Genomic DNA, 19,315 nt, shown 5'->3' with positions numbered 1-19,315 from the left:
ATTATAGTCAATTGAAACTTAATGTCAGAATAACAACAAAAACATAGTAAACTTATTTAATGAATAAATGAATGCAAATAATCATATGCTTTTTTAGCATACTCCAAAGGATGAGCTTTTGTCGGATCCTGCTCTGCCTCCACTATCATCCACCCTTTAAAATGATGTTTTTGAAGTCCTGCCCATATGGGTATAAAATCAATTGCCCCATCACCAGGCACAGTAAATACTCCAGCTCTTACAGCGTCCATAAAACTGAGTTTTTCCCTTTCAACTCGTCTCAAAACCTCGATGCGAATGTCTTTCAGATGAACATACAAAATACGATCACCGTACTTATTTATCAAATTAACCGGATCTATTCCTGAAAAAGCAGCATGGCCAGTATCCAATAATAGAGAAACCAATTTTGGACTGGTATTGGTCATTAAAAAATCAATGTCTTTTTCCCAAAACACCCCAGTCCCTGCATGGTAATGATAAACAATCGTCATATTGAAATCGTAAGCAATTCGACCTAATGTATGCAGTCCTTGAATCAATAAACTCCATTGCTCTTCATTAAATTGCGGGATATGAGTACTTAATATTGGTAAATCAGTGCCTTGAATAGCGTGTCCACATTCACAAACATTAACAAATGATGCACCTAATGCGCGCATAAAACTTAAATGTTCAAGAAATCTTGATACGGTTTTTTCATAGGCATTAGGCTCAGTAAAATAAGTGCTAAACCATGAACTCGATAATTGTAAATCTCGTTGTTCCAAAGCAGCTTTTAAAGTTCTTGCATCGCGCGGGTATTTATTTCCCAGCTCAGTGCCAGAATAGCCTGCCAAAGCCATTTCACTAATGCATTGCTCAAAACTAATGTCTTTACCTAAATTCGGGTCGTCATCATTGCACCAATTAATTGGTGCGATACCAAGTTGAATACTCATCATCAATCCCTGTTTTTAATATTGTCTAACTGTTTCAATTTGCTCTTGCATCATTTGATAGGCTTTACTCACTGACTCTGATTGAGATACCTCAGCAACTCCCACCCGCCACCAGGTCTTATATCCTTGACTCATAGACTTGGGTAATATGGGCAGAACAATAACAGTACTTTTTTCCTGTTTTTTTGCCGAGTCTAAAGCTGACCGGAATTGCTCATAGGATTTGGCAAAATAAGTAGTGGCTCCCAATCCTTCTGCGTATTTGCAAAAATCGATGGGTAGATAATCGCCATTTAAAGTATTAGTAGTTGGCTGTCTGTAACGAAATTCATTACCAAAACCCAGACTACCATTCCCTTCCTGTAAATTTCTAATGCATTGAAATCCATGGTTATCAAAAATGAGAATTGTAATTTTCTTGCGTTCCTGAATGGCGGTTAAAAGCTCTGAATGCATCATGACAAAACTGCCATCCCCAACTAAAACGTAGACCTCTCCTTCCTGATTTTCTTTTGCAATACGTACTCCTAGACCCGCTGCAACCTCATATCCCATGCAGGAATAAGCGTACTCTAAATGATAATCTTTTGCCTTTTTGGATTGCCAAATTCGATGCAAATCACCTGGCAAACTCCCCGCTGCACTGATTATCACATCCTCTTCAGTAACATACTGATTGAGTAGTCCCAAAACAGTAGTTTGGTGTAACCCTGCCTGCTCTGTAGAATAAGACTGAGTCAATTTATCCAACTCTTGAGACCATTCGTTTTGATAATGTCGTATTAATTGTTGGTAAGAGAGAGAAGTTTGATAACCTTCCAGGCCTTCCCCTAATTGCTGCAAACCAGTTTTTGCATCTCCTTTTAGCATAATTCCATTCATTTTCATGGCATCGAGACGCGATACATTAAGATGAATGATTTGGCATTCCTGATTTTTAAAAGCCCATTTGGAGGCTGTCGTAAAATCCTGTAATCGAGATCCGATAACTAAAATAACGTCAGCCTGAGCTGCCAGAGAATTTGCCGCTTCGGATCCAGTAACTCCTACACCACCAACATTCATGGGGTGTTTCGCTGCAAGGCTACTTTTTCCTGCTTGAGTTTCAGCTACAGGAATACAATATTTTAATGCAAACTCTGATAAAGTCTCCGAAGCCAGAGAATAATGCACACCACCGCCTGCAATGATTAATGGTTGCTTAGCCTTTCTAAGAAGCTGAATAGCCTCTGCCAACATGGCATCGCTAATCCTTTCTCTCTCAATACGCCATAAGCGTTTTTTAAAAAAGGAATCCTCATATTCATAAGCTTCAGACTGTACATCTTGAGGTAAACACAATGTAACGGCACCTGTTTCAACCGGATCAGTTAGCACTCTCATAGCCTGCATACACGCTGTCATTAACTGTTCAGGCCTGGTTATTCTGTCCCAATACTTACTGACTGGTTTAAAGCAATCATTAACGGATATGGTGTAATCATATGGAACCTCCAATTGTTGGAGAACAGGATCGGGTTGCCTGCAACTGAATACATCACCTGGCAACAGTAACAATGGAATTCTATTGGTTGTCGCAGTAGCCGCTGCAGTAATCATATTAGTAGCTCCAGGACCAATTGATGAAGTACAAGCCATGATCCCTAACCGGTTTTTATGTTTGGCATAGGCCGTTGCTGCATGAGCCATTCCTTGCTCATTATGTCCCTGATAATAAATTAAACCCTGAGCATCGTATTCCAATGCTTCACCCAATCCGGTTACATTACCATGGCCAAATATTCCAAACACACCATTGATGAAACGGTATTCTTTATTGTCCAGTGTGACATATTGATTAGCTAAAAATCTTAATAAGGCCTGAGCCATAGTTAATTTAATTTTCATTTATTGAACTCTCCAAATCATGCTGCAGATAAGGATTACTGCTGTTTTAGTTGCCATGCTCTTAAATTGGCTTTGTTTGTCCTTGTCCATTCATGGTCTTTTATGAAGATAGGTGTCGTATAGGCGTTATTATTTAAATGCCGGATAAACCAAAGCGTATAAAGCGCATAACCCGGGGCCGTGCAATGAGCATGCTCCTGACCATTGGCAATTTGGTAGGTATCATAGTGCTCAATCCGTATGACCTCTTTACCATTTTCCCCAAAAGCATATCCTTGAGGTTCTGAAAATCTATAATGATAAATTTCTGGTTGCTCATGGTAATGTGAAGGATAACTTGACCAACGGCCTTGAAACGTAATAATTTCCCCAACCACCAAATTAGAATCAGGTCTGTTTCGTTTATCAAATACTGTTCTGACAAGTCGATACGAGGTATTCTCAAGGACTCCTTCTCCCCTATTATCTAATTCAAGCATATTGGATGCATCAAATAATATTGGAGAAAATAACTTTTCATTTTCTGTTTCTATTAATAAAATTTCACAGTCAGTCAAAGCGATTACCGAACTGACTTCATCCTTTGAGCAGTGCAAAACATAGGGAGATTGTGAAAAATAATCTGTCCTCTCGACTTCCTGGCTATAAGAGCCGTATTTGAAAACAACCTTTCCTGTCATTAAGAGGGCGGCAAATTCATAGCTCGAATTAAATTGATGGCTTTGCCCCTTGTTTAATTTAAGAGAACTAAAACTCATTGCGATAGGCGAGTCTTGCATCTTTACAATTGAATTTAAACCATCGGCAAATCCACATGGATTTTTAATAAGCAACTGTGTCTGTTGATTTTTACTTAATTTCTCATGCAGCTGTGTTAACCGGGAGCTACTCCATATTTCAGGATCATGATCATATTCTTGAATAAAGTAGTCCAATTCTTCCTTGTATGGAATCGCAGGAGCGCAACCATGACGAGTCACGACCAAGGCACCACAAGCATTAGCATAGGTTACTGCTTGCTCCCATGATTTTCCTTGCAGCAAACCCGCTAAAAGCCCGGACATAAAACCATCACCGGCTCCCAAAACATTTAATACTTCAACAGGAAAAGATTTTGCCTGTAATAGACCTTTGTCTGGTCCAAAATGGACACAAGCGCCCTTCTCTCCTAATTTAACAACTATTGGCGCATCGGTTCGTTGCCTGATATTGATTAATGAGGCTTTAATATCATTCGAACCGCCTGCAATACATATTTCTTCTTCAGTCCCGACAATCAAATCGCATAAAGGCAAAACTTGTTGATACACTTGGGTTACATATTCATTCTGACAATAACGACTTTCCCCATTACCAACCACAGTTAATCGCCAAAGAACCGGTCTATAATCGAGATCAAAAACTATGGCCGTTTCTGCTTTTCTGGCTAAATGAACCACTTCCAGTGTAGTATTTTTCATTAACTCAGTGGATAAACCAGTACCTGTTATCAATAAAGCCTTCGCATTTTTTAAAGCAGCAAAACTCATTTGTTCTGCTTTAATCTGCATATCTGCGCAATCGTTACGATAAAAAAGCAGAGGAAAATTGGAGGGAGGCTTAATACCCAAAAGTACAAGACCAGTTAAATGATTATCTGTTTCAGATAATAACTCAATATTAACTCCTTCACGTTTCAATTCTTCTTTGAGAAACTTACCCAGCTCATCTGAGCCAACACAGGAAAACATCTGGCTTTTTAATCCTAATCGGGCAGCCCCAACAGCAATATTCCCTGCACACCCACCCAAATATTTTTTAAAGCTTGCAACATCCTTCAAATCCAATCCTATTTGCTCCGCGTAGAGATCAACTGCTACGCGCCCCATACAAATCAAATCGACTGCTCTGTTCTCATCAAAATAAAATCTGGGAAATTGTTTCATGGCAACCTCAATTCAATACCACAGGGAGACGAGTTTCTAAAGATTGTTTCGCAGCTTTTGCAATGCGCAAGGCTTGCAGTCCATCCAATCCTGAAACGGGACTTGTCTGATTATCATTCCAGGCACTATAAAACGCATTCAGTTCTGCCAGATAAGCTTGATGATAGCGCTCAAGGAAAAAATATTGAGGTTTAGCACTATCCGTTGCATTCGCCGAGTACCGAGATACCGTATGCTCTAACTGATTTTCAGCCAATAGCATGCCGCCTGAACCAAATACTTCTACCCTTTGATCATACCCATAGATTGCCTGACGGCTGTTATCTATAACACCAAATGCGCCATTAGCGAACCGTAGTTGAATTATTGCTGTATCTACGTCATCGAACTGCTCAAAATCAGGATTAATTAGAACAGCTCCTGTTGCATAAACCTCTACAACCTCGGATTGCATTAAAAAACGAGCCATATCAAAATCATGAATAGACATGTCCATGAATATCCCACCTGATGTCGCGCAATACTCTTTGGATGGACAAGCCGGATCACGAGAAGTAATTCGAAGAATATGGGGAGTACCAATTTCACCAAACTGTACTCTTTTCTGAATGTTGGCAAAACTTGGGTCAAATCGACGATTAAACCCAAGTTGTAATAAAGTATTATTATTTTTGATTATGTGTAATGTTTTTTCTATCTCTTCTTCATTCAAACCAATCGGTTTTTCACAAAAAATTGCTTTACCATGAAGACTCGCCATGATGATTTGCTCGAGGTGCAGATGAGACGGTGAAGCGATCAAAACGGCATCCAAATCAGGGTGGCAAAGCACATCCTCTGACTGAGTAGATACGGTTGCAATCCCTAACTTCTCTGCCCAATTCCTATCGATCTGAGGGTCGGCTATGGCCACTAATTCAAATTGTGGCAAATGAAATAGAATATTTTCCGCATGCAGTCTACCAATTCGTCCTGCCCCTACTATCCCAATTCGACATGTTTTCTTTTTCATAATTAGTCCATAATTAAATCAAATTTTCTTGTTTTTATATTTTTCGATATTGGTTGACCTATATCTCTTACTTTTTTTCCAGTGTTTAAATTTTCTTCCAGTTTTTCCAAAGACACTGATGTGGTTTCCGGGACAAAGTAATAAATAAACCAACATGCCAGCAGGCAAAAGCTGGCAAACATGGCAAAGGTAAATACTTGACCCGAGAATTGATAAATGGGAAGAAACGAAAGTGATACTATAAAATTAGCGCCCCATTGAAACACTGTAGCAATACTCATTGCCAAACCACGCACCGATAAAGGATAAATTTCAGATATTAACACCCAGAACAGAGAGCCCAGACTAATACAATATCCCATTACATAAAATGATAATCCGCCTAAAATCGAGAATTTATTGATTAGCATAGAATGGCTGGATAGGAAGCTAACAAAATATAAGCTAATTGATGCGATCAAAGTACCACTGATTAACAAAAATCTTCTGCCTAATTTATCAACATAAAAAAGAGTGACTACTGTAAAGATAAAATTGACCAGACCCAAAAAAAAGGTGGCAAGAATTGCATTTTTTACTGGAAAAAAATCAAACGACTCAAATATAACCGGTCCATAATACATCAAGGCATTGATTCCGGAAAATTGCTGGAACAAGCCTAAACCTACACCCACCAATAGAACAAAAATAATTGGTTTCTTAAATATCTGGGTATAACCTGGCGCAGTATTGACTATGTTACTACTTATTTCAACCAATTCCTGCTGAACATTATACCCGGCTGGTCTAATTTGTTTTAAGGTCTTTAAAGTAGCATCAGCTCCGTATTTCATCATTATCCAGCGGGGTGAATGAGGGACAAAATACATTCCTGCAAATAAGACGAGTGCAGGCAGGCTCCCTATCCAAAATAAATATCTCCAACTCATTAATGAATAGTCATGAAGAAGATAACCAATCAAATAGGCGACAGCCTGGCCAAACGTAATTGTTAATCCATTAATCAATACTAAAGTTCCTCTTTGATGGGGTGGCGCGATTTCAGCAATAAATAAAGGAGCAATGTAGGACGCAATGCCTATACAAATACCAATGATAAATCGGCCAATTAATATGGAAACTAACCCGGGAGCCATAGCACACAAACTGCTCCCCAGAATAAAGCCCAAAGCGACTATTTTTAATAAAGATCGCCTGCTTAACTTATCTGCGACAAGACCACTTATGGGTATTCCCAGTATGCATCCCAGTAAACTACTACTGACAACTTGTGCCCATTGCCAATCTGTTAGTCCCAACTGAGAGATGACCTGATCTTTCACATCAGCAATGACACTGGAATCAAATCCGAATAAAAATCCACCAAATCCGGCAATTACCGCAATCAGGAATACAAATGCGTTCATTCCTTTGTTCATATAACTATCTGTCCCTAATGAAAATCCTGTCAGTGCATGATGTTATCACGGCCAGGTTGCAAGAAAAATATCAAAGTGTAAATTATTGAAGATAAAATAATACTTTACCCCAATAATAGATTTTACTGATTAAACAAACATTTTTGGGCGGGAAGAGGACACGCTTAGCCAATGTCCCTATTTGAATAACAATAAGTCGTTAATTCGTGCAACAAGAGTGCAACACAATATGTCACGTAAATTCTTGTTGCATTGCAATCATAAGTTGCAAAAATTAATTATATTCGAGATGCAGCGGTTTCTAAAGGTATCGTTGTCCATTAAAAATTATCGGTTAAAGTTAATTTGGTATTTGTTTGCAAAATAGGGGCAAAAGGCATGGACTCTAAAATCCCGCCTATCTGTCGTTTGAACGCAAGAATAATTCTCGCCACCCAACTAGCAAAGTAATTATGGACGCATATTTCCATCATCGTACTCCTCATCCATTTTATTAGAAACATGAAAAGGAGCGGATACCTGAAAAGATTCTTGTGGTCTGTAATTAAAAAACCCCATCCCTGAAGCAGTGACAGCTACAGGTGTTTGAGCTTCATATAAGGGAGAGAATTGAACTTGCTCAGAGCCGGGCTTATTATGCAGGTATCTTATATGTTGCGTTAGCTCCTGAACAATTTGCAGATCGCTTTCTTTTGGTGATTTGATTGTATTCAGAATTTTAATGGCTTGTTGATAGGTAGCTATTGCATCTGAAATTTTTTGATTTTGTATATAAGATTTGGCTAAATTTAGAACTTGCATTGCCATGCCGCGATAAGCGCTATCGCTAGGTGTTACATTTACAAAAACCGGATTAAAAGCGACTTGCTCAGCTCCTGAGACTGGGTTAGAAGTTGAGGGCTCTGCTGACAAAGACAATTGCGATAACATATTTTCCAAACTACGATCAATTTGTTGTATTTCACTAATGGATATATTTTCAAACTGCTCAAAAAGCGTTTGCTCTTGTTGCCTTGCAACTTGCCCCTCGCCGAGCAGATATTCATGATTCATAAATTTAGCAGAGTTTAAATAAGACTTTGTTGATAGTTTTTTTTCATAAAAAGCATGAAATTGTTTGAAATTAGCGACTGGATCTCCAATTTGTTGTTCTTCAAATGTTTTATTTTGAATCAATCCAAATGCTTTTAGTGCATTAGCCATTGCCTCATCCCCAGCAGCTTGATGCATCAGCTCATAACACGCATCAGATAAATCAATATATAACTCAGTTAGAAGTCGATAAGAGTCATCATTTAACGGAATTTTGATGAGGTGATTTATCGCTGCTTCATAGTGTCTACCAGCGCTTAAATAATCTCCTCTATTAAAATACAGAGTTGCTACATCATAATGAACATTAACTATCGCATTAATATCTTCAGGAGTTTTATTGGAAATTTGTAAAAATAAATCAATTGCTTCCAGATACTCGGTAATCGCCTCTTCTATGAAATATCTCTTTTCAAGCTCTTTGGCAGATGCGATTTTCTGCTTGGCATGTTTTCTCTTTACTTCATCCATCATTGACTCCTTATAATACGAACTGAGATCCAAATAAAAGACAACTTATTGGAAAATAACCCAGCCCACTTAAAATAGGAATTTTTTAACCGTCTAAAATTAAAAAGGAATTCGTTGTGAGCTGGAAAGTTGAATTAATATCATTATCTCTTTTTATCTTCAATCAGTATCGAAGTCACCTGAATTGCTGTATTTAATTTACGAGACCTATAACAGGACAAACCACCCCAACCTCTTTAAAAGCATTAATAACATCTTGCTTATTATATTGTCTATCAATTGCCGCTTGAATAACCCCACAAGCAGCTGCTTCAAATGAAGTCCCTGATGTCCAATATTTTATATTGGCGTCCACCATCACTTGAAATGCTTTTCTCACTGACCAATTGGGTTGATGAGCTAAAAGATAAAAAGCCTTGTTAAAGATCCCGCTGGTCAGATGAACATCCAAATCATCACGATAATCATCAAAATGGTCAATGGAATGGCCATCTTTCGTTGGGTAATCCATGTAACGAATTGGCTCACCACTGATAGTTGCCTCACGCCCTATGGACCAATCTTCACCATCCCAATACCATGGAAAATCTTTACGTAAGTAATCCTGCATAGCAATAGATGCCATATCTGAGAACGCTTCATTGATCCCTCCGGATTGCCCATTATAGACCAGGTTGGAATGCAATCTGGTAAAATTATGAGACAACTCATGAGATAAAGTGCTCTGCGCTGGTGCTGTTAATTGAGTATCACCATCACCAATCACAATTTGTTGATGCATTAAATACAATCCTTTTATTTTAATAGAAGGCACCGCAAAGGCATTGTCAAAATTTTTAATATGGGTATAGGCTCGCAAAGGCAAATCGTCACCTAAAGGTTTTTCCACCCCATAATACTCTTTATACATTTCCAGTGTTACCCCGGCAAAATACATAGCATCATTGACTGCAGAAAAACTGTAGTTTGCAGGTGATGTGTTTCCATCATTAATATTGATATATTGTGATTCTTTACTGCAAGGATAGGAAAAAGCCGGTATATTTTTATAGATTTCCACAATGCTTAGAACCGGGAAAGATCTCTTGTCCAAATCAGTGTGCGCAGCATTAATAACCCTTACCTCAGGGCTTTCCACAACACAATTTTTTCCTTTGACTGTTACCTCAAATTTGCCAAGAGAAGGAATGTCCTTCATTGAATCACCATGCTGAAACAAGCCTGATCGATAGGGAAGAATAAACACATTTCCACCCAAGCCTTGGCCAATTTTCTTATGGGTTAAATCATCCCAACTTTTCAACATCTGACCAGAGTTGGCATCGATAATATAATTGGGGGCAGAGACAAAATGTAATGGATCATTCGTGTACATCGACAAATGGTAGGCAAGATAAGCTTTTTTCTGTGAGTCCAGATAAATGATTTTTTTAATATTTTTGTAAATGATCGAATCGTCATTGTTTTTTATTATCTGGCGTTCAATATCACTGGCACTGAACTTCCCATCAGTCTGATGAATCTCTTTCTCAATTTCAGACACATCAACACCGGTCAGAAAAATTTTTGACTTGCTCGCCTTATGGAGGATCAGTTCATGGCCCCAAACAGGAATATCTCTATAATAAATTTGATAGCGAATATCGTTAGAATCACGATTGCCCTCATGATCAACAGGGCTCAACTGATAATTTAAAGACGTCATTTTATGAGTAATTGATATAAATCCTTTTTTATCATGCAAGATACTAACATTGTATTTTTTTAAATTGTCATCACTCGCTTCCCAAATAAGATTTTCTGAAGCGGCTTGCAGATTAACACTTGCCATAGAAACAACTAAAAATGAAACTATCCGTGTTTTCATATTTTTTCCCTGTCTTTGACTATTGTTGTGTCTTTCAGCGTTTACCGATGTTCGCTGACGCCTGATATGTGATCGCATACTGCATCAGCCATAGCAGAGGCGGCTTGACTGCTTTCCCTGAACCAAAGTTCAGGTTCTATCATTTCTAACTCACTCAAACACAATTTATTGTTGTTATCCCACATGACATCAACACGTGCATACACGGGTAACTCATCACATTGAGCTATGACATTCTCAACAAATTCCTTTTCTTCTTGAGATGCCTCATACGGATGCACAGTCCCACCGAAATCATCCTGTACTCTAAAGTCACCTGACTTTGCTTTCTTTAATATGGAATGGCTATACTTGCCACCAAATACCATAAAAGATACTTCTCCTTTATTTACAATCTGCTCTTGAAACTCTTGCAATAACATTGATTCATTGCTAATCAATGATTCAAATATTTTTTGATATTGGTCTGCAGAATCCTGATCAAACAAATAAGTATGGCGTGCGCCACCTGCGATTGCAGGCTTTAATATCGCTTTCTTCCATCCTGATTCCTTCATTAACTGGCTTAAGATACTTAACTTCCCTTTTTTTAAAAATAAAGTAGGAGGAATATTAATTCCTTTTTGCTGCATATTACTCAAATAATGTTTATCAATATTCCATTGAATAATAGAAATTGGATTTATAAACCGAATCTTTTTTGAGCAATTATTAAGCCAGAGATGGAACTCGTCATACCGATGAAAATAATCCCAAGTGGCGCGAAATAAAGCGTATCGAGTCTCCGACCAATTATATTCTCGATTGTCCCAATGAGTTCGTGTAATCTTTAATCCTTTTTGCTCCAGAGCTTCGGTTAATAGCCAATCTTCGGTGAGCACATTTTGAATATAGGGAGTAATATCAGTCGGGTCTATAAAGTCCTTCTGTGTCAATAAGACAATATCACACTGGTTAAGGGTCATGATGAAACAATTCGTATCAAATAATACAAGAATACTTATCTTTTTAAACTAAATCTATATATCCTTATTGCAAATCAACTAACCAATTCGATCAAATTAACAATCGTTGCATTTTGGAGGCTCTTTGTTTAATCTCTGGCAGTATGTTTATCAGAAATAACTTATTTAAGGACATGATGAATGTTTAAAAATGCTATAGTAAGAACACCATCTTCTACAATGATCAATGGGCTAACCACATCAACCGAGTTGGGGAAACCTAATTATGAACTTGCACTAATACAACACCAAAATTACACCAATGCACTATCAAAATGTGGCCTTGAAGTGACTGTACTTCCAGCCCTTGAACAATTCCCTGATGCCTGTTTTGTAGAGGACGTGTCCCTGTTAACCGAACAATTTGCTGTCTTGACAAGCCCTGGGGCAGAGTCCAGACGAGATGAAGTTCAGGAAATTGAGCCAAGCATTCAAGCATTCTTTAAAAACAGGATCTTTAGAATAAATCCTCCAGGCATACTGGAAGCTGGGGATGTACTTAGAATAGACAATCATTTTTTTATTGGCCTCTCGGAGCGAACCAATAAAGAAGGAGCCGAGCAGTTAATTTATTTGCTTAATCAGCATGGCTACACCGCTTCTGTAATTCAGCTAAAAAAATTTCTACATCTTAAAACAGGAGTGAGTTACCTGAATAATGACTATGTATTGGTTAGCGGAGAATTAATTAATCATCAAGCGTTTAATCATTTAAAACAAATAGTAGTGAGTTCTGAAGAATCCTATGCGGCGAATTGTATTATGATTAATGAGACTGTGTTATTACCCATGGGTTATCCGAAAATAACCCATCGTTTGTCTGAATTGGGATTTTCAATTATTGAATTGGATGTGAGTGAATTTAGAAAGATAGATGGTGGTTTAAGCTGCTTGTCTTTGAGATTTTAATGAAAAGACGCTTGTCTGTTTTAAGCCTTACCTTAATCACTGTTTGCTCGGTTGATAGTATTAGAAACCTGCCAGCAGCTGCTTTAGCCGGGAACCAGCTGATTCATTACTTTGCATTAGCCTTGCTCTTCTTTCTTCTTCCTTGTGCTATTGTTGCTGTTTGGTTCTCCAGGCAATCAGAACAAGGTGTGTATGGGTGGGTAAAACAAGGATTAGGAAATCATTGGGCATTCATAGCCATTTGGTTTCAGTGTATTCAAAATGTTTTAATTTATCCTACCTTATTAAGTTTTATTGCTGGTACCCTGCTCTACACCATCTCACCTGATTTAATTCAAAACAAAAGTTTACTGTTTTTAATTATTATTTTTTTGATTTGGAGTTTAACCTGGATTAATTTAAAAGGGATTCATCTCTCAAGTCGTTTTAACTCCTATTGCTCCATAACAGGATTAATTCTACCTTTTATCATTATCCTGTTAATGGGATTATACTGGTGGATTACCCAAATCAAACCAGATACCACCATTCTGCCGCAAGCCGAATCGTATTCCTGGACTTCACTGACTGCAATTATCCTGTCATTTTGCGGTATTGAACTAGCCGCAGTTCATGCAGGGGAAAGTGAACAAGGCGCATTCCCTAAAGCCATTGCAATTTCAGTTATTATCATCTTTCTGACAATGTTATTTGGTTCGATCGTATTGGCTATGATCATTCCCCCCAGGCAATTAAGTTTTATCAGCAGCATTCCCCAGCTCATACAATTATTTTTTAATAAAATGGGCTATGGATATTTTGCTTTCATTATTAATGGGTTAATTGCAATAGGCTGTATAGGTGCTGCCAATAACTGGCTCATTGCCCCTATAAAAGGACTGGAATTTGCAATAAAAGAAGGATTTTTAAATAAACAACTCAATCAAGTGAACAAAAATAACGCGCCTGTCAAGCTATTAGTCTCACAAGCCATTTGTGTATCCATTATCAGCGCTTTATTTCTTATCGTACCATCAATCAATGCATCTTATTGGATCATGTTGAATGCAGCCACACAAATCAATTTATTAATGTATCTCTTGCTCTTTATCAGTGCTATCAAAATAGTGTCCTCAAAATCCGTTATGAGTAAGTTAAATATAATCATTTCTGCTTACCTCGGATTGGCAGGTAGTGGTGTTGCCTTGATTGTAAGCCTGACCCCACCACCATCACTCGCCATTAGCTCCAAAATAATTTATGCACTGTTTGGAGGAGTTTTCCTGATCGTAATGACTTTAATTCCCTTTTGGTCAAAATCCAAAGTCCTTACATGAAAAGTAACAACCAATCCTAATTTGCAAACTCAAACACAAGTTTCATACTCTCAGCTATAATTGAGATATTAATCATTAGTTATTGTAAAATCAGGTGAAATTTATCAGGAACTCAGTACTCATCGGAGATGATGATGAAATTGACAAGGAATATGATTGCTCAGGCTGTTCAGGCTAAAATAATTACAGAGGAACAGGCCAATAACCTCATTGAATTCATAAAAAACCTCCCCGAACAAACTCCAGGATTTAACTTAACCAATGTCCTTTATTATTTTGGCGGACTTATAGCGATTGGCGCAATGACTTTGTTTATGAATCTTGGATGGGAACTATTTGGAGGTTGGGGTATTTTCTATTTATCAGTTTGTTATGCCATACTCGGACTAGGTCTTTGCAGTCAATTCAATAAGAAAGGATATATCATTCCTGCTGGCATTTGCGCTACTTTTGTCATTTGCCTTACTCCTTTGGCAATCTATGGCTTACAAAAAGGAATGGGCTGGTGGCCAGATGACACTGTTTATCATGACTATCATGTTTATATCAAATGGCATTGGATCTTCATGGAGTTGGGTACATTGATGGTTGGCATTATCTTGGCCTGGATATATCGCTACCCTTTTATGATTATGCCAATTGCGGTCACACTTTGGTATATGTCCATGGATATAGCAGCCATGTTGGGTGACGGTCAATTTGATTTTGAGCTAAGGGCAATGGTTTCCATGTACTTTGGCTTAATTACCGTATTGATTGCCTTTTGGGTGGATGTTCGATCCAGTCAATCAGCAGACTATGCTTTCTGGCTGTATATATTCGGTGTGATGGCTTTTTGGTTCGGTTTAAGTTGCCAATCCTCTGACAGTGAAATATCCAAATTTATCTATATGTGCATTAACTTGCTTATGATTCTGATAGGAGTCATTTTAAACAGAAAAGTATTCGTTATTTTTGGTGCATTAGGATGTTCTTATTACTTAGGGCATCTGGCATTCCAGGTGTTTAAATTCAGCATGCTTTTCCCGGTTGCTTTAACTGCTATAGGTTTCGGCATCATTTATTTAGGGATAATCTGGCAAAAAAATGAAGCCAAACTAACCAAAGAACTTCGTTCTATACTTCCCAAACCATTAAGAGATTTATTGGAAACAAGAGACAACATGGATTAAGGAAATATATTTTTAAGGAAGATATTAGGATTTTTTGGAAGTACTGAATCAGATAAATTTGCAGGTAACTCTTTACTTTCAGGTACCTGAAGTAGAAGATAGATGAGTTCATCATTATTTTCTTTCAAAAGGACTTGAGGAGTAATTATGTTAACTTTATCACTCGCCAAATGTATCAATGCAACAAAGAACGGGGCATTCACCGTCAAAGATTTGGATTTATCAGCCCCTCTCTCCTACGAAGACGTATTATTTTTAGCTGAGTATCTAAAAGTCACGCCAGTGACAGATCTTGACTTGTCAATGACCATCACCAGGGAAAATTCAAAAGCGCTAGGGGATTTAAGCCAGGTCATTGCTAAAAATTCACTGCTACAAAAACTGACATTTGAAGCGACACTTAATTTCGACTTCTATTTTAAACACAACCTGCCAATTGGTTGGTTAGATTTTATAGATGATTATCGGTTAAAAAAAATAGTGACTCCTGTCTATGAAGCATTGGTTGACATGCTAAAAAATAAACCTGCTCTAAACAAGTTAACTGTAGACTTTTTAGCGATGGAAACTCCTATTGACAATAAGCATATCAACCGTTTAGCGCGATCTATCAATAAAATCCCGCTTCATTATTTGAATTTGGGCCTTTCAGTGGCCAAAGAAGCACAAATACCACTACTTAAGACAAAAGAACCGAATCAATCTCTCGAGTTTCTTATCCTTCGTGGTTTTAATTCAGGTAGAAGTGTATTGAAATATTTACCTCAAACATCAGTCTTAAAAATGTTAGCAATTGATGACATGCAATTTGAAACACATGATTTGAAGCTGCTGGATGCTATTATGAAATCCAATACATCACTGGATACCTTAATTCTTGGTAAAACCAATCTTGGACAAGTCAATTCACCAGATGTTCTTACCTGGCTGAGAGCATGTCTCAATTTAAACAGTCTTATACTTATTGACAATAATCTAAGCCGGCTTAATGTGGATAATTTATGCGAATTATTAGCAAATAATCCCCAAACTTTGAAAAAACTGGATTTGTCCAAGAATGCATATATGGGCGATGATGCGGTAAAGATTGCCAAAGCGTTAACTGTCAATACTCATATTGAGACATTGGTACTCGATGATAACTATATTGAAAATGAAGGGCTACAAGCCATCATCGAGCTGGTAAAAACCAATAAAAATATAACATCTCTATCCATTTCAAACACCTGTCGATATACCCCATCTAATGAAATAATCCACAGTCTATGTGATTTATTGCGTGATCCTGGATGTCAATTAAAAGAACTGAAATTTAACCAGGACATTACCTTGGCGCAGTATCTCATGCTGCAATATGCTCTGGATTCTAACAAAACACTACAATTCGTTGATTTCAATTTTCGAAATCAGAATATTCTTGAAGCAATTCTTGGGAAAAATAATTCCAGTGATTTGAATGAAACTGAGTTTTCAGGCGACAATACCAAAGAAGAAAGAGTGCCTAATACTTTAAATGCGGATCCGACTGGCAAAAGTGCTCCATTATTTTTTATTTCTTCTAAAAATCAACTTGAAGAAAATGAAAAGCAATCGCCTTCTTTACTGAGTCATGGCATACATCTCCATTAGGGTCATACACTCAATTGCAATTTCTCATTAAAAATATTCAGTTGGTGCTGAGCAATTTGCGAGGCCCAGCCTACTGCCTATATTCGAATAAATACTTTACGTTTATATAAAATCAGGACAACCAGAAAATTCAGAGAAAGAAAACAGATAGAATAGAGCAATGCCGCATTGTGATTACTGAATCCCCCAAAAAAATAATCCTTGATATAGGATATCAATGCCATTTTAGAGCCATCACTTGTTGTTATTTTAAAAGTATATTGTAGTTTTAAAAGAATAACATGGAATACAAAAGCAAATAATGCATTCATACCAAATATTTTAAAAAAAACCGACCATTTTTTAATATCTAATCCATCAATCAGCAAATAACACAAAGCAAAGATGAGCAGAGCCAGACCACTGGTCCAGAGTACATAGGAACTGGTCCATAAATTTTTATTGATAGGAAAACTCATATTCCACAACCAACCCAATAACAAAAATAGCAAGCCAGCTGCTCCCAATAGATAAAATTTCTTGAGTTGACTGAATGGATTGATTAGTAAACTACCAGCCAGGACGCCTGATAAAGTAGTAGCAATTGATGTAAAAGTGCTTAAAAAGCCCTCAGGATCATACGTTTTTTCATATAAATGGGAGGCTGAAAAAAGTAATTGGTCAAAATACGAAACCCAACTTCCATCTTTGGTCAATTGATTTGCTCCATATCCTGGGACAGGTACCTGGGTCATGAGAATCCAATAACCTAATAAAAGAACAAGGAAAATAAAAAATTGAGTTCTAATTGAAGTATTTAGATAAATAAAAGTGGAAATTAAATAGCAGATAGCAATTCGCTGTAGAATGCCATATACCCTTATACTATCGAATTCAACAGGATGGGGAAAAACATTCAAAAACAATCCTAAAAGAAATAAAACAATACTTCTCTCTATGATGGCAGAATATAATGAGGATTTAGACTTTCGTTCCCTTTGGTTTTTCAAGCTAATTACGCTTGTTAAGCCGACGATAAACAAGAAAAATGGGAAAACCAAATCTGCCAAAGTACAACCATCCCAGTCTGCATGCTCAAGAATCGGGTACGGGTCGATAGCTGCCTGACCATTAACTAAAATCATCAATACAATGGTCATCCCACGAAATACATCAAGAGATAAAAGACGTTGAGATTTTAAGGGAATAGTATTCATGGGCTATTTAAAAATTGATTTATAACAATGACCTCAATATCTTATCATGAGTATCAGATTGTAATAGCAAAACTAAAAATTAAATTTCTAAAATCTATATAAAAATTTCTTTTAACCTTGTATGTTAGACAAGATTGACTTAACTTGAAGTTAAACTAATGTTTGGTAAAAAAGAACGTACATTATTATTTGCGAATAATTTGTGGTACTTGTCAGAAGGAATGTTGGGCCCTCTTTTTGGTATTTTTTGCCAAAGATTTAACTCGTCTCCCTTAGACATATCATGGGTATGGTCCTTGTATTTAATTTCAGTTGGAATTGTAGTAATTGGCTTAGGTTATATTTCTGATTTTATTCATAAAGAAAAGTTACTGATTGCGGGGTATGCACTCCAAACCATTTTTACCTTTTGCTACATCTTTGTAACAAGCAAAAAGCAACTGGCATTATTGCAAATTGGCCTTGGAATATCGGGCGGACTCTCTACTACAACATGGTATGCCCTGTATGCCCGCTATGAAGATAAAACACATGAAGGACTTACCTGGGGTTTGGCAAATGGGTTATCAAGTATTTACACTGGTATCGCCTTGCTATGTGGCGGCCTAATTATTGCCAATACATCATTTGATGTTTTGTTTATCATCATGGGTTGTATTCAATTACTGGCTACTATTTATGTTAGCAAACTCATATTTATCGAACACCCCAAGATTATCCGGCGTTTTAGAAATCCTGATTTGGCTAAAAATTAATATTAAAATCTGAAAACCATATAAAAATCTCAAATCATCTGGACTTTTTTTAATGTAGATTGACGCTAAATTCATCAAAAAAAACTGGAATCCAAATAACTTGTCTGCTAATGTCCGCATTTATTCAAATTCTATCACGTATTAAATTATTATAAGGATATGATTATGTTTGAGTCTTTTCGAAAATGTTTGTCTGCCATTTCAATGAGAGCGCCTTACTCATCTTCAACCGGACATCGCAACGCGCAACGCACTAATGCTGCATCCGAAGTATTGGGCACAACACTTGAAACATTTGATCCTGCCGCATCAATTCCCACAAAACTTGCTCAAACTTTAATTTCAATTTATTCCCTATTCAGATTTGATACCCATGTTTCTGAAAAACTGATTCATCTTTTGCAAGGCAGTATAGCCGCAACACAAATGGGTCTTGGTATTGCTTTACTTTTTACTGGAACAGAGTGTGAGGAATATACCGATGCCGATCTATGCAAGGCAATATTTTTATTGCAATTACTATACCGGGGAACCTTACTAGTTGGCTGGGCTCCCAGCGAATTTTCCAAGGATCCTTATGTTGAAGCTAAAGTTGCATCACACGACAAGGCTGATGCTGATACTGAATCTGAAGAAGAGAATGAAGAGGAACAGCCAAGAAACTCAGTTTCAGTTTAATTTTTATATCCCTTGTTCCGATTAGAACAAGGGATATCTTATT

Annotated in this window: 15 protein-coding genes; 6 read left to right on the top strand and 9 right to left on the bottom strand. The window is 37.3% G+C overall.

Annotated elements, in window-relative coordinates; all coding sequences use genetic code 11:
* Positions 1-56: 56 nt before the first annotated feature.
* From iolE to CC34_RS0100315, 8 genes are all read right to left on the bottom strand, one after another.
* Entirely contained in the window at positions 57-941 is an 885-nt protein-coding gene (gene iolE / locus CC34_RS0100355; protein ID WP_027227142.1) for a myo-inosose-2 dehydratase, read from the bottom strand.
* Between the two features lie 15 nt (positions 942-956).
* Positions 957-2,828: a 3D-(3,5/4)-trihydroxycyclohexane-1,2-dione acylhydrolase (decyclizing) gene (iolD, locus tag CC34_RS0100350; RefSeq protein WP_027227143.1), complete on the bottom strand. Its 1,872-nt coding sequence runs from the start codon at positions 2,826-2,828 to the stop codon at positions 957-959.
* A 35-nt stretch (positions 2,829-2,863) separates the two neighbouring features.
* The gene (gene iolC / locus CC34_RS0100345; RefSeq protein ID WP_028379049.1) at positions 2,864-4,753 is read right to left on the bottom strand and encodes a 5-dehydro-2-deoxygluconokinase; all 1,890 of its coding nucleotides are present in this window, start codon (positions 4,751-4,753) and stop codon (positions 2,864-2,866) included.
* Positions 4,754-4,760: 7 nt separating this feature from the next.
* Positions 4,761-5,765, bottom strand: coding sequence for an inositol 2-dehydrogenase (iolG, locus tag CC34_RS0100340; protein WP_028379048.1), 1,005 nt, complete (start codon positions 5,763-5,765; stop codon positions 4,761-4,763).
* A 2-nt stretch (positions 5,766-5,767) separates the two neighbouring features.
* Positions 5,768-7,183: a sugar porter family MFS transporter gene (locus CC34_RS0100335; protein ID WP_028379047.1), complete on the bottom strand. Its 1,416-nt coding sequence runs from the start codon at positions 7,181-7,183 to the stop codon at positions 5,768-5,770.
* Between the two features lie 450 nt (positions 7,184-7,633).
* Complete coding sequence (locus CC34_RS0100325; RefSeq protein ID WP_080274033.1) at positions 7,634-8,749, bottom strand: tetratricopeptide repeat protein; 1,116 nt, start codon at positions 8,747-8,749, stop codon at positions 7,634-7,636.
* A 190-nt stretch (positions 8,750-8,939) separates the two neighbouring features.
* Positions 8,940-10,613, bottom strand: coding sequence for a M4 family metallopeptidase (locus CC34_RS0100320; protein ID WP_028379045.1), 1,674 nt, complete (start codon positions 10,611-10,613; stop codon positions 8,940-8,942).
* A gap of 41 nt (positions 10,614-10,654) precedes the next feature.
* A complete protein-coding gene (locus tag CC34_RS0100315) occupies positions 10,655-11,578 on the bottom strand; it encodes an ATP-grasp domain-containing protein (RefSeq protein ID WP_028379044.1) in 924 nt (307 codons plus the stop codon).
* A gap of 180 nt (positions 11,579-11,758) precedes the next feature.
* Between CC34_RS0100315 and CC34_RS0100310 the strand changes: the two genes are divergently transcribed.
* From CC34_RS0100310 to CC34_RS0100290, 4 genes are all read left to right on the top strand, one after another.
* A complete protein-coding gene (locus CC34_RS0100310; protein ID WP_027227150.1) occupies positions 11,759-12,526 on the top strand; it encodes a dimethylarginine dimethylaminohydrolase family protein in 768 nt (255 codons plus the stop codon).
* A complete protein-coding gene (locus tag CC34_RS0100305; RefSeq protein ID WP_028378139.1) occupies positions 12,526-13,842 on the top strand; it encodes an APC family permease in 1,317 nt (438 codons plus the stop codon). Before CC34_RS0100310 ends, CC34_RS0100305 begins: the two co-directional genes overlap by 1 nt.
* Before the next feature lie 134 nt (positions 13,843-13,976).
* Positions 13,977-15,014: a hypothetical protein gene (locus tag CC34_RS0100300; protein ID WP_028378140.1), complete on the top strand. Its 1,038-nt coding sequence runs from the start codon at positions 13,977-13,979 to the stop codon at positions 15,012-15,014.
* Between the two features lie 147 nt (positions 15,015-15,161).
* On the top strand, positions 15,162-16,643 hold the full coding sequence (locus tag CC34_RS0100290) for a leucine-rich repeat domain-containing protein (RefSeq protein WP_028379043.1): 1,482 nt from the start codon (positions 15,162-15,164) through the stop codon (positions 16,641-16,643).
* A gap of 77 nt (positions 16,644-16,720) precedes the next feature.
* Here the strand turns inward: CC34_RS0100290 and CC34_RS0100285 are convergent, their stop codons facing one another.
* Entirely contained in the window at positions 16,721-17,839 is a 1,119-nt protein-coding gene (locus CC34_RS0100285) for an acyltransferase family protein (protein ID WP_028378142.1), read from the bottom strand.
* Between the two features lie 158 nt (positions 17,840-17,997).
* On the opposite strand from CC34_RS0100285, the gene CC34_RS0100280 reads away from it, so the two are divergent.
* Together CC34_RS0100280 and CC34_RS0100275 are read left to right on the top strand one after the other, a co-directional pair.
* Positions 17,998-18,594 (top strand): MFS transporter, encoded by a 597-nt coding sequence (locus tag CC34_RS0100280; RefSeq protein ID WP_027227155.1) that lies wholly within the window; start codon positions 17,998-18,000, stop codon positions 18,592-18,594.
* Positions 18,595-18,759: 165 nt separating this feature from the next.
* Complete coding sequence (locus tag CC34_RS0100275; RefSeq protein WP_027227156.1) at positions 18,760-19,272, top strand: hypothetical protein; 513 nt, start codon at positions 18,760-18,762, stop codon at positions 19,270-19,272.
* Positions 19,273-19,315 lie beyond the last annotated feature (43 nt).

The sequence above is a fragment of the Legionella pneumophila subsp. fraseri genome, from assembly GCF_000586315.1.
GTDB lineage: Bacteria > Pseudomonadota > Gammaproteobacteria > Legionellales > Legionellaceae > Legionella > Legionella pneumophila_B.
The sequence above is the reverse complement of the archived record's forward strand: the minus strand, read 5'-3'. Positions and strand labels throughout refer to the sequence as shown.